A 13,420-nucleotide genomic window follows, 5' to 3' on the forward strand; every position below is an offset into this window, starting at 1 on the left:
TTTTTGCGTGCCATCGGCTTTCTTGGCATAGGTACAAAATCTTCTTATGACAAATCAGGCAATTATCGGTATACTTAAGAAAGGGGTATCATCAAACAGAAAGAAGGGAAACAATTGGATCATAAACAACTAAAAGAATTCCCCAATGATTTTTTATGGGGTTCAGCATCAGCAGCCTATCAAGTAGAAGGCGCATGGCAAGAAGACGGCAAAGGCGCTTCGGTTTGGGACGATTTTGTCCGCATTCCAGGAAAAACCTTTAAAGCAACTAACGGAGATGTCGCAGTCGACCATTACCACCGCTTCAAAGAAGATGTTGCCTTGATGAAAGAACAAGGATTGAAAACCTACCGTTTTTCCATTGCTTGGACACGGATTTTTCCAGAAGGACGAGGAGAAGTCAATCAAGCAGGGTTAGACTTTTATTTAGCATTGATCGATGAACTGATAAAAGCAGGGATCGAACCGATGGTGACCTTGTACCATTGGGATCTGCCACGAGCCTTGCAAGAAGAATACGGTGGCTGGGAATCTCGCAAAATCATTGAAGATTTCACCAACTATGCGGCCGTATTGTTTGAAGCCTTTCGCGGCAAAGTCCACTATTGGGTCAGCTTGAATGAACAAAATATCTTTACTTCTTTAGGTTATCTTTTAGCTGCCCATCCACCAGGAGTGACCGATCCTAAACGGATGTATGAAGTCAATCATATCGCTAACTTGGCGAATGCTTCGGTGATCAACAAGTTCCATGAGATGAAAATCCCAGGGAAAATCGGACCAAGTTTCGCCTACTCACCAAACTACCCGATCAACAGCGACCCGAAAAATATTTTGGCAGCTGAAAACGCGGAAGACTTGATGGCGCATTATTGGTTAGACGTCTATCTATGGGGCGAATACCCGATTGCGGCAATGAATTACTTGAAAGAGCAAGGGATCGCACCAACGATTGAACCAGGAGATATGGACTTGCTGCGTTCAGCAAAACCAGATTTCTTAGGGATCAACTATTACCAAACAGCAACAAATGCCTACAATCCATTAGATGGTGTCGGTGCGGGGAAAATGAACACCACTGGGAAAAAAGGCAGCTCCGAAGAAACCGGGACACCAGGAATGTTCAAAAAAGCCGAAAATCCATTTGTGGAACGGACGAATTGGGATTGGGAGATCGATCCTCAAGGGCTGCGGATCGCTTTACGACGAATCACTAGCCGTTATCGGGTGCCTGTGATCATTACAGAAAACGGACTTGGTGAATACGACAAACTAACCGACGATCATCAAATCCATGACCAATACCGCATCGATTATTTAGCAGGGCATGTCCATGCCATTAAAGAAGCGATCAGCGACGGCGCGGAAGTTCTTGGCTATTGCACCTGGTCCTTCACTGATTTGCTAAGCTGGTTGAACGGCTACCAAAAACGCTATGGCTTTGTCTATGTCGACCAAGATGAAACGCAAGAAGGATCTTTGGCACGCTACAAGAAAGACAGCTTCTACTGGTACCAAGAGCTGATCAAAACCAACGGGCAAGAGTGCTAGCCTCCTAAAACCAATACCTGAATAAGCGAAACGATCCCTGCAACGGCAGTGATCGTTTCTTAGAAAAAAGTACGTTCCACCTGTAGCGACCGCCCAAAGGTAGACCAAAAGTCTCGCGTTTTGGGCCGCTTCAAAGGAGAACGTCCTTTTTTTGAGTATTATCGTTGACAAGTGTAAACGATAATTGTAAAGTAGAAGAAGATTACAACTGTAAACATAAAAGGTTAATGGGTTTGCATAGCAAGCAAGGAGGAAGGAAACAATGATCGAAAAGAATTATGGGGTAAAAGGGATGACCTGTGCGTCTTGTTCCCAGACCGTCGAAAAAACAGTCAGCAAGCTGGCGGGGGTCGACCAAGCAGCTGTCAATTTGGCTACTGAAAAATTACATATTCGTTATGATGAGCAGCAGCTCACCGAAGAAACACTCGCTGCGACCATCAAAGCAGCGGGCTATCAACTGATCGGCTCCCAAAGACAAGAGACCTTTGCCATCTCGGGCATGACCTGTGCGTCTTGTGCCCAAACAGTAGAAAAAGCTGTCCGAAAATTAGCGGGTGTGGAGCAAGCCTCCGTCAATCTGGCAACAGAAAAACTGACGGTCAGCTATCAACAAGATCAAGTGACCGCCGCGAAGATCGCAGCTGCCGTGAAAGAGGCGGGCTATGATGCACAGCTGCCGACCGCTTCTGCCGACAAGGTGGATTCAAAACAGGCAGAGATTCGTGCTTTATGGCAACGGTTTTGGCTTTCAGCGCTCTTTACGATCCCCTTGTTCTATTTGACGATGGGGGAAATGATCGGTTTGCCGATCCCTGGCTTTTTAGATCCGATGGCCTATCCAGTCAATTTCGTTACCACTCAATTGCTTTTGGTCTTACCGGTGATGGTCCTCGGTCGCGCCTTTTACATTGCTGGTTTCAAAGCGCTTTGGAAAGGCCATCCCAACATGGATTCCCTCGTCGCATTGGGAACCAGTGCTGCCTTCTTTTATAGTATTTATGGGACCGTGATGGTCTACCTGGGCACGACCCACTATGCGATGCACTTGTACTATGAAACGGCCGCCGTTATTTTGGCATTAGTTACTTTAGGAAAATACCTTGAGTCGGTCTCGAAGGGCAAAACCTCCGAAGCCATCAAGAAGTTGTTGGATCTCGCACCGAAAAAAGCCCGCGTGCTTCGCGGCAGCGGGAATCAAGCCGAAGAAGTCGAAGTGGGTATTGAAGAAGTCGCAGCTGGCGATATCTTAGTCGTACGACCTGGTGAGAAGATTCCTGTGGATGGGATCGTTACCCAAGGGCGCTCTGCCATCGATGAATCAATGATCACTGGAGAAAGCTTACCTATCGAAAAACAAGTCGGTGATCGGGTGATCGGCGCCAGCATCAACAAAAACGGCTCCTTTCAATATGAAGCCACCAATGTGGGAGAAGATTCAACGTTAGCGCAAATCATTCAGTTAGTAGAAAATGCCCAAGGCTCCAAAGCGCCGATTGCCCGCATGGCTGACAAAGTTTCGGGTGTGTTTGTCCCGATCGTCATGGTCTTGGCGGTTTTTGCAGGACTTGCCTGGTTTTTCTTAGGACAAGAAACCTGGATCTTCTCATTGACCATTACGATCTCTGTATTAGTGATTGCCTGTCCGTGTGCCTTAGGATTAGCGACACCGACCGCCATCATGGTGGGTGCGGGCAAAGGGGCAGAAAATGGCGTCTTGATCAAAAGCGGCGATGCGTTAGAAACAGCTAGAAATGTGACGACGATCGTCTTTGATAAAACCGGCACGATCACAGAAGGCAAACCAGTCGTAACCGATCTCCTGCCTGCAGGTAATCACACGCCGACGGAATTGCTGCAGCTGGCGGCTTCTGTTGAAAAAGGCTCAGAACATCCATTAGGCGAAGCGATTGTGATCGAAGCCCGCACGCAAGCTCTCGCCCTACAAGAAGTTGACGGATTTGAAGCGATTCCAGGTCATGGAATTCAAGGAACGATCGCTGGCAGTCCAGTCCTATTAGGCAACCAGAAATGGTTGGAAAAACAAAACGTTGCCATCGCTGGCCTGATCGAGCAAGCCCAACAATTGGCTCACGAAGGGAAAACACCGATGTATGTTGCCAAAGACGGCGAAGCGATCGGGATCATCGCTGTGGCAGATACTATCAAAGAAAGCAGTCGAAAAGCCATTGAACGGTTGCATCAAATGGGCTTGTACGTAGCAATGATCACGGGCGACAATGCCCGAACGGCCCAAGCCATCGCCAAACAAGTCGGTATCGATGAAGTGATCAGTGACGTCTTGCCAGAAGATAAAGCCGCCAAAGTAGCTGGCCTGCAAGCCAAAGGCCAAAAGGTTGCGATGGTAGGTGACGGGATCAATGATGCGCCCGCGTTAGCCCAAGCCGATGTAGGGATCGCGATCGGCTCCGGTACCGATGTCGCCATCGAATCGGCAGACATCGTACTGATGCGCAGCGATCTGATGGACGTCCCATCAGCGATCGAGTTAAGTCGGGCAACCATCAAAAACATCAAAGAAAATCTTTTCTGGGCTTTTGCTTATAACGTCTTAGGCATCCCTGTCGCAATGGGTGTGCTGCATCTTTTCGGTGGTCCCTTGCTCAATCCAATGATCGCTGGGGCGGCCATGAGCTTCAGCTCGGTATCCGTTTTATTAAATGCCTTGCGGCTGAAACGATTCCAACCCTCAGCGAAAAAATAAACGAAGCAACGAATGCACCAACAAAAAGACCTGCCCACGGTTTTCTTCCATAAGAAACCGTGGGCAGGTCTTTTTAGTGCTGGACATCTAAATAAGAGTAGGCCCGCACGTCATAACGGTTGCGACTACGGGAAAATTCGATAGGTGAGCCATTTTTCTGATAGACGATCTGTTCGATCTCTAAGACCGGATCATCGGCTTTACAGTCCAAATACTGTTGATCGTACGCGGTACTTTTATCAGCGGCGATGGTGCGGTAGGCGCCAGCAAACTGGACCCCTAGTTCCTCTTTGACATAACGGTAGATAGAACTTTCTAAATGGCCACGAGTTAAATTGGGCACCAAATGGACGGGCATATAGGTATATTCTAAAATAAACGGTTGGTCTTCAAGAATCCGCAAGCGGACAATACTATAGATCGGCTGTTCTTCCGTTAACATCAACTTTTCTTGGATCGTTTGGTCAGGAAATTCGACTTGAAAATCGATGACCTGACTGACTAGCTTGCGGCCAGCTTTGCCCATTTCCGTTGACAAGCCTTCATAGACCGTTAAAGCAGTGGTGTCTTTTTTTAAGAATGGGTGGTTCAATATTTTTGTTCCAGCGCCCCGCTGAGAATAAACCAGTCCTTCCATGGCTAAAATACCGATGGCTTTTTTGACGGTCATCCGGCTGACTCCGAATTCCTCGACTAAATCAGTTTGATTCGGCAGTAAGCTGTCAGGCGGATACGTTTTGTTTTTGATACGTGTGCGTAAAATATTGGCAATTTCTTGGTATTTTGGCATCTGATCACCTCGCAAGAAGTATAGCTGAAAAAAGCGGTTTCGACAATCAAACCTTGGTTTTTTTATAAAAAGAACGGCTGACTGAAAAAATTCAGCCAGCCGTTGCGCTTAATCGATCGATGGTTCTGCTTGACGATCTAACACACGTAAGAATGGATACCAGATCAAGCCGACGATCACCACGTCAATGACTTGCAGCAAACCACCTAACCAAGAGTTGGTTGCTAAGACACCACTGAAGACCACTGGAACGGTCCAAGGAACAGAAACCCCAGTTGGTGCAGGAACAAGTCCAGCCGCCATCACTAAGTAGTTGAAGGTCGTTACCACAAGAGGTGCTACGACCCAAGGAATCAGGATCGTCGCATTCAAGACGATCGGCATACCGAAGATGGCTGGTTCGTTAACGTTAAAGATTCCTGGTGCTAAAGCCAAACGACCCACATCGCGGTATTGTTTTTTCTTCAATACGAAAGCCATCAAGATAACAACGGCTAACGTCATACCAGAACCGCCTAATCCAACAGTAAAGGTTTCCATAAATGGTTTTGTGACGATATGCGGCAGTGCATCCCCATTTTGATACGCTTCTAAGTTGTCTAACATCAATGTATTCCAAATCGGGTCCATCACAGAGTTGACGATGATTTGACCATGTAGACCGAAGAACCAAAGGAATTGAACAAAGAACAAAGCCAATAGAGTTGCTGGCAAGCTGCTGCCTAGTCCAGTCAATGGTTTTTGGATCAATTCATAAACCAAGTCATGCAAGTTGGCATTGAAGACACCCGTCATGATGGCATTGATCACTAAGAATACCGTTAAGGTGATAATTGCTGGAATCAAAGCGGCAAAAGATTTAGAAACTGCTGGTGGCACCCCATCAGGCATTTTGATCTGCCAGCCGCGTTTTGTGATGCGGCAATAGATTTCAGCTGCCAAAAATGCTGCGATCATCCCGATAAACATCCCTTTTGCGCCAAGACGATCAAGAGACAGCACACCGGAGATCGTTTCGCCAGATTCAGTAGTCATAAAGAAAGGAGTCAAGATCAAAAAGCTGGCAAACGAAACGGCACCACCAAAAATCCCTTCCACATCATATGATTTTGATAAATAATAGCCAATACCGAAAGTAACGAAAACAGTCATGATACTCATTGTTGCATTTTGCCCATTGCCAAACAGTGTTCCTAATGTTCCTTTAGTGGCATCACTGAAGAAGGGCAGGTTGTTTAAAACGACCACGATCGATCCAAACATAGTGATTGGGAACGAAAGCATAAACGCGTCCCGCAAGACGGTCAGGTAGCGATTTTGTCCTAAGGCATTCGCCAAGGGCAAAATCTTTTCAGATAACTTGTCCATAAAACCATTCATTATTATTTCACTCCTTAAATTTCTTTTTGCAATCGATTACATTGATAATGTATCATGTTTTATTTTAAATGTCTATACATTTATTTTAAAAAAGATTGATTTTTGTAACTGCTTCCTTTATGATTAGGGCAGCAAAGAAAAAATGAGGAGTGAATGAAGATGGATTATCAATTTCCAGCAGGCTTTTGGTGGGGGTCAGCCGCTAGTGGCCCACAAACAGAAGGTGTATTTGAAGGCGATGGCAAAGGGGCAAGCATCTGGGATTACTGGTATCAGCAGGAACCAGAGAAATTTTTCAATGGGGTAGGTCCTGAAAAAACCTCGCAAGTCTATACACGCTATCAAGAAGATATTCAACTAATGAAAGAAACCGGCCATACGACGTTTCGGACGTCGATCCAATGGAGCCGTCTCTTCCCGCAAGGCAAAGGAGAAGTCAATCAAAAAGCCGTTGATTTTTACAACGCCTACATTGATGAGCTGATCGCCAATGGGATCGAACCTTTCATGAACCTTTACCACTTCGATATGCCGATGGCGCTGCAAGAAAAAGGCGGCTGGTTGAACCGAGAGACCGTGGATGCCTATGTCGCATTTGCGCAAACCTGCTTTACATTATTTGGTGATCGTGTCAAGAAATGGTTCACTCATAATGAACCGATCGTCCCTGTTGAAGGCGGCTATCTTTACCAATTCCATTATCCGAATGAGATCAACATGAAACATGCAGTCCAAGTTGGGTTCCACGAAACGTTGGCGAGTGCTAAAGCCATCAAAGTCTATCATGAGATGAACCTTGATGGGGAGATCGGCATCATCTTGAACTTGACGCCAAGCTATCCAAGAGATGAGAACGATCCAGAGGATGTCAAAGCAGCGCAAATCGCGGATGCCTTCTTTAATCGTTCTTTCTTAGACCCTGCGGTCAAAGGCACGTTCCCAGAAGAATTAGTGACCATCGTCAAGGAATTGGATATGGTACCAGCGATGGAAGCCGATGATTTACAAACGATTCGCGAAAATACGATCGACTTGTTGGGGATCAATTATTATCAACCTCGTCGTATCATGAAGAAAGAATCACCGATCGATGAAGCGAAAAGTCCAATGCCTGATGATTACTTTGATAACTATGATATGCCGAACAAGAAAATGAACCCGTATCGTGGATGGGAAATCTATGAAAAAGGGATCTATGATATTTTGACGAACACGCGAGAAAACTATGGCAATATCAAGTGCTACATTTCTGAAAATGGCATGGGTGTCGAAGGAGAAGAACGCTTCGTCAATGCTGATGGCGTGATCGAAGATGATTACCGCATCGAATTTGTCTCTGACCACTTGAAGTACGTCCACCAAGCGATCCAAGAAGGAACCAATTGTGTCGGCTACCATATGTGGACCTGCATGGACAACTGGTCATGGACCAATGCTTACAAGAACCGTTACGGATTTATCTCCGTTGACTTAGCAAATGATGCTAAACGAACGGTGAAAAAATCAGGTCGTTGGTTTAAAGAAGTTTCAGATAATAACGGCTTTTAATAACAATGAAAAAAGCAATGCTGTAGGGATAAGCATTGCTTTTTTTTGTGTAAAATCGCGGATTTTTCTGTCTTGTTCCGAAGGGCATTCTCTATTAAAAAACCACCTGTTTTTGCAAATGATAAGCTGAGTTAAATAAAAGCACAGTTTTGATAAATAAAAGACTAGACATGGAAACGTTCTCGTGGTATTCTTTAGTAGAAATCGGTTTCATTATTTTGTTTAGGGTTTGAAAGGAGAAAAAACAATGGATAAATTTATTGGATTTATGGAGAAGCACTTTATTCCGATCGCTTCTAAAATAGGCTCTCAAAGACATCTAGTGGCCATTCGTGACGGATTTATCGTAACGATGCCGTTGATGATCTTAGGCTCTTTTGGGGTATTGATCAACAACTTACCAATCCCTGCCTATATTGATTTTATGAATGGCATTTTTGGTGAAGGAACATGGCAAGCCTTTGGGAACAACTTGTCAGCAGGTACTTTTTCAATACTTGGTCTGTTAATCGCTTTCACAGTAGCGTATAATTTAGCTAAAAGCTACAATCAAGACGCATTAGGTGCTGGGGCGATCTCAGTTGCAAGTTTCTTCGCATTAGGTGCAATGGCGACAGGCCCAGATGGTTTGTTAACAGCTGCCGGACTTGGTTCTCAAGGATTATTTTTAGCATTAATCGTATCGATCATTTCTACTGAGATCTTCCGTCGTCTAGCTGGCAACCCACGCTTAGTCATCAACATGCCTGATGGAGTACCACCAGCAGTTTCACGTTCATTTGCTGCATTATTCCCAGCAATGATCACCGTATCGATCTTTGCTTTGTTTACAGCAATTTTCCAAGCATTTGGTGTGACAAGTATCGTATTGTCCTTCTATGAATTGGTGCAACAACCATTCATGGGCTTGGCAAACTCTTACCCAGCTGCTTTGCTATTAGGTTTTATCTCTGCATTCTTATGGTTCTTTGGTTTACATGGTGCCAACATCATCGACCCGTTCATGCAAACGATCAATGTGCCTGCGATCGAAGCAAACGCACGAGCATTAGAAGCAGGAACAGATTTGCCTTATATCGTGAACAAACCATTCTTTGATTCTTTCGTGAACATCGGCGGAACAGGTGCGACACTAGGTCTTTTGATTGCGATCTTTTTAGTTGCTCGTCATCATAAAGCGTATATGACTGTCGCAAAACTATCCGTTGCACCAGGTGTGTTCATGATCAATGAACCAGTGATGTTTGGGTTGCCAGTTGTCTTAAACCCAATCTTGTTCATCCCATATGTGTTGACCCCACTTGTTTTAGTAACGACTGCTTATTTTGCAACCGCAACTGGCTTAGTTCCTGCAAGTACCGTCATCGCACCATGGACGACGCCACCAATCATCGGCGGTATTTTGTCGACACAAAGTATTGCTGGCGGAATCTTGGCAGCTGTTAACTTGATCTTGTCGATCGTTATCTACTTGCCGTTCGTGAAAATGGCGCAAATTCAAGAAACACGCCGTTTAAAAAATGCGTAATGTCTGATCGAGTCGATTAGAAACAAGCGCCAAACGTAATAGACCTTATCCGGCCGCGATCAGAGTGCAATACCCCTTATCACACTGCTTCATTGGAAGGTGCAGTGGTGTGATGACACTCTTTTCGTTTGGCCGGTTCTTTTCTCGTTTTTCAATCAATACAATACAACACACGTTTTGGAGGTGGCAAAATGCCCAAATATATGGAGATCGCAGATGTTCTGCGTAAAAGAATCAAGGACGGAACTTATCCGAAAGACAGTCTTTTACCTTATCAAACAGAGTTAGTGGAAGAGTTTGGCGTCAGCCGAATGACGATTAAAAATGCGGTGAATATCCTGATTATGGAAGGCTTGCTGCTGACAAAGCGCGGCTTAGGGACCAAAGTTTTGAATCATTCCTTTTGGGGCAAAGATACCTCATCGGTGACAGAATACAAAGGCCTGAGCTATCAGATGAAACAAGAAAAACGGACATTGACTAGCCAAGTCATCACCTTTGAAGTCTGTTTTCCTACAACAAGAATTCAAGAGATGCTTCAGATCACTGCCGAACAACCAATCTATCATGTGATCCGTTTGCGGATCTTAGAAGGCAATCCATACATACTCGAGCATTCCTATATGCCGTTGGATCTGGTCAGCGGTTTGACGAAAGAAATCTTGGAAGAATCCGTCTATGATTATCTACTGCAAGATTTAGGCTACAAATTTGCTGGTGCTTATCGGACCTTTCAGGCTGCCAAAAGCGATGAATACGATCAAACCTATTTAGCGTGCCAAGCAGATGACCCAGTATTGGAATTAGAACAGATCATCTATTTAGAATCGGGACGTCCAGTGGACTATTCCTGCAGCCGCAATCGGTATGATGTTCGTGGCTATTCCATGTTAGACATGAAGCCTGATCTGTTACAGCACCGCAAAAAGTAATGGCTTACAAAATGCTTCTTCAACGAAAAAACGCTTCATAGCTACTGTTGGCTATGGAGCGTTTTTGTTTTGACTTAAGAAGTGGGTTGGTTTTGATCACCTAGTTTGGCTAAGATAGTTTCCGCAACGGCTTTGGGGATGCCAGCTTGCTGGATCTCTTCCACGGAAGCTGCTTGGATGTTTTTTAACGACTTGAAGGTTTTCATCAGCTGTTGCTTGCGTTTTGGTCCTAAGCCAGGAATTTCATCCAGTTTGGAAGAAAAGCTGTTTTTACTGCGCAGTTGGCGATGGAAGGTGATCGCAAAACGATGGACCTCATCTTGGATCCGTTGCAGCAAAAAGAATTCCACAGAATTGCGTTCCAGCTGGATCGGATCTAAAAATTCCCCGAAAATCAACTCGCTGGTTTTGTGTTTGTTGTTCTTCACTAAACCGGCAACGGGAATATCTAAACCTAGCTGGTTATGCAGCACTTCTTGGGCAGCACCGACTTGGGCTTTCCCACCATCGATGATGATCAGATCAGGAAAAGGCAGGTTTTCTTTTAGGACACGAGAGTATCGGCGATAGATGACTTCTTGCATAGAGCCATAATCGTCGCCGCCTTGTGCGGTACGAATCTTATATTTCCGATAATCATCTTTAAACGGCTTCCCGTCGACAAAAACCACCATTGCAGAAACCGGATCGGTCCCCATGATGTGGGAGTTATCGAAGGCTTCGATCCGATAAGGTGTCGCGATCCCCATGGCTTCGCCTAGACGATCCACTGCACCGATCGTCCGTTCTTCGGTACGCTCGATCAACGCAAATTTTTGCGCCAAGGCAATGCGGGCATTTTTATTGGCCAAATCGACCAATTTCTTTTTGTCGCCTCGTTGGGGCTGCAGAACTTTGGTTTCCAGCAGCGCTTCTAACGGTGCAGCATCGACATTTTGCGGAACAAAGACTTCTTTGGGAATGAAGTGTTCATTCTTTTGGTAAAACTGGCCGACGAAGGTCAAGAAATCTTCATCCGCTTCATTGTAGAAAGGAAACAAAGAGACTTCTCGTTCGATCAGCTTTCCTTGACGGATAAAGAAGACTTGGACACACATCCAGCCTTTGTCGACACTGTAGCCAAAGACATCACGGTCCATCAGGTCGGTCAGGGTCATTTTTTGTCGCGTCATGACGGTATCGATCGCTTGGATCTGATCCCGCAGCTCAGCCGCTCGTTCAAACTCTAACGTTTCAATGGCTTCGCCCATCTTCTCTTTCAGGTCTTTCAAAATATCAACGTGACCGCCGTGGAAAAAGTGTTTGACTTGATCAACGATCTTCTGATAATCCTTGGGATCTACATTGTTGACATAAGGACAGACACATTGACCCAAATGATAATAAAGACAAGGCCGCTTTTGAGAAGGACCGCATTTTCGTAAAGGAAAGAGGCGATCCAGTACCCGTTTGGTTTCATTGGCTGCTCGTGCATCAGGATAAGGGCCGAAGTATAAAGCCCCGTCTTTTAAAACTTTACGAGTGATGATCAGACGCGGATAGCGCTCTTTGGTCACTTTAATAAAAGGATACGACTTGTCGTCCTTTAGCATGATATTGTATTTCGGTTTATTTTTTTGAATCAAATTGATTTCCAGCAATAAGGCTTCCGTATTTGATTCGGTAACGACGTACTCAAAATCATTGATTTCTTGAACGAGCCGTTCGGTTTTCGTATCGTGACTGCCGGTAAAGTACGAACGGACACGATTTTTTAAAATTTTGGCTTTCCCAACATAGATGATTTTGTTATTTTTATCTTTCATTAAATAACAACCAGGTTGATCGGGAAGCAGCGCTAATTTGTTCTTGATTTGTTCGTTCATTTCAAGATCCTTTCTTACTGGTTTGCTCACGAACTGCAAAGGTAGTCAAAGGGCGGTCTAAGATCCACCGGAAAGGGGAACATTAGAGCCCATAGCCAGTACTCTTCATTTTAGCACAAATTTCTTAAGAAACAATCAAACGGGCCAGATCGGCAGCGAGGAAACGTAATCGTAAGAAAAGGTTAAGAAATCCCACGAGGCGGTGGTTTCCTCCCTTAAAAACAAGTGAATTTATTTGCTTTCTGCTTGTGAGGAATCCTCTTGCGACCACTCCTGAATGAAGGTCCGCAATCCCTCGATGGCTGGTTCTGTGACGGCTTTGCGCTGGATGAGGTAAAATTGCCGCTCAAAATTTTTATCCAGCAGTTGATAGCCAATGCCGTGGGCGGCTCGCTTGGAAAGGATCGAACAGCCGAAGCCTTGTTTCAGTAAAGCGACGATCAATTCATTGCTGGCGATCTCAATGATCGGTCCTTGAATATTTTGTTCCTCTAGATAGCGCTTAGTGTAATAGTAGACACCAGAACTCGCTTCTCGAACGAGCCAAGGACCGACTTGGGGATCACCAGCTAAGACGAGCTGATCTTTCAAAATCGGGAAACGCAAAATACTTGGTGCAGATAAGGGTTTTTCAATGATCCCTAAATCTAATTGATGTTGTTCAAGGGCTGTTAAGACTTCAGCGGAGTTCATCATCGATACCCGAAAACGCACCGTGGGAAAGGCGTTGTATAAAGCAATCATCAAGTCAGGCATCAAGGCCATCGCATAGGTATGAGAGATGCCTAGGGCACAGTGGCTTTGATGCTGCGTGTTGGTATGGATCTCGCTGGCGATCGTCGACCACTCATCCAATAAATTCAGTGCCTTTTCGTAAAGGTACTCTGCTTGGGGCGTGGCGATCACGTTTTTGCGACCATTGCGTAAAAAAAGCGGTGTATCCAGGTCTTGTTCCAACTGCTTGATCTGAGCAGAAACCGTGGGCTGCGAAATAAACAGTAATTCGGCAGCTTTCGAAAAATTTTTCGTTTCATAGACCATCTTGAAGGTCTCCAGTAATTTTAACATTGCAATCCCTTCCATTAGAAAATTCAATCATAA

General features: G+C 45.1%; 9 protein-coding genes. 5 read left to right on the forward strand and 4 right to left on the reverse strand.

Annotation, left to right across the window (positions count from 1 at the left end; all coding sequences use genetic code 11):
• Window positions 1-114 precede the first annotated feature (114 nt).
• Both ACTW1R_RS00700 and ACTW1R_RS00705 read left to right on the forward strand, forming a co-directional pair.
• Window positions 115-1,551, forward strand: a complete 1,437-nt coding sequence (locus ACTW1R_RS00700) for a glycoside hydrolase family 1 protein (protein WP_005226667.1) — start codon at window positions 115-117, stop codon at window positions 1,549-1,551.
• A 262-nt stretch (window positions 1,552-1,813) separates the two neighbouring features.
• Complete coding sequence (locus tag ACTW1R_RS00705; protein WP_270289981.1) at window positions 1,814-4,276, forward strand: heavy metal translocating P-type ATPase; 2,463 nt, start codon at window positions 1,814-1,816, stop codon at window positions 4,274-4,276.
• Window positions 4,277-4,349: 73 nt separating this feature from the next.
• Here the strand turns inward: ACTW1R_RS00705 and ACTW1R_RS00710 are convergent, their stop codons facing one another.
• Window positions 4,350-5,066 (reverse strand): GntR family transcriptional regulator, encoded by a 717-nt coding sequence (locus ACTW1R_RS00710; RefSeq protein ID WP_005226669.1) that lies wholly within the window; start codon window positions 5,064-5,066, stop codon window positions 4,350-4,352.
• Window positions 5,067-5,174: 108 nt separating this feature from the next.
• The gene (gene celB, locus ACTW1R_RS00715; protein WP_005226670.1) at window positions 5,175-6,446 is read right to left on the reverse strand and encodes a PTS cellobiose transporter subunit IIC; all 1,272 of its coding nucleotides are present in this window, start codon (window positions 6,444-6,446) and stop codon (window positions 5,175-5,177) included.
• Window positions 6,447-6,605: 159 nt separating this feature from the next.
• On the opposite strand from celB, the gene ACTW1R_RS00720 reads away from it, so the two are divergent.
• The 3 genes from ACTW1R_RS00720 to ACTW1R_RS00730 all read left to right on the forward strand — a co-directional run bounded on the left by ACTW1R_RS00720 (window position 6,606) and on the right by ACTW1R_RS00730 (window position 10,454).
• A complete protein-coding gene (locus ACTW1R_RS00720) occupies window positions 6,606-7,994 on the forward strand; it encodes a glycoside hydrolase family 1 protein (protein WP_010748556.1) in 1,389 nt (462 codons plus the stop codon).
• Between the two features lie 247 nt (window positions 7,995-8,241).
• Complete coding sequence (locus ACTW1R_RS00725; RefSeq protein ID WP_005232725.1) at window positions 8,242-9,522, forward strand: PTS sugar transporter subunit IIC; 1,281 nt, start codon at window positions 8,242-8,244, stop codon at window positions 9,520-9,522.
• A gap of 191 nt (window positions 9,523-9,713) precedes the next feature.
• Window positions 9,714-10,454 carry a GntR family transcriptional regulator gene (locus ACTW1R_RS00730; RefSeq protein WP_008376546.1) on the forward strand — a complete coding sequence of 247 codons (741 nt, stop codon included), beginning with the start codon at window positions 9,714-9,716 and terminating at the stop codon, window positions 10,452-10,454.
• A 74-nt stretch (window positions 10,455-10,528) separates the two neighbouring features.
• Here ACTW1R_RS00730 and uvrC read toward each other — a convergent pair whose 3' ends face one another.
• Entirely contained in the window at window positions 10,529-12,319 is a 1,791-nt protein-coding gene (gene uvrC, locus ACTW1R_RS00735; RefSeq protein WP_015508751.1) for an excinuclease ABC subunit UvrC, read from the reverse strand.
• 231 nt (window positions 12,320-12,550) lie between these two features.
• Complete coding sequence (locus ACTW1R_RS00740) at window positions 12,551-13,402, reverse strand: LysR family transcriptional regulator (RefSeq protein WP_034870186.1); 852 nt, start codon at window positions 13,400-13,402, stop codon at window positions 12,551-12,553.
• Window positions 13,403-13,420 lie beyond the last annotated feature (18 nt).

The sequence above is a fragment of the Enterococcus sp. R12 genome, assembly GCF_058135755.1.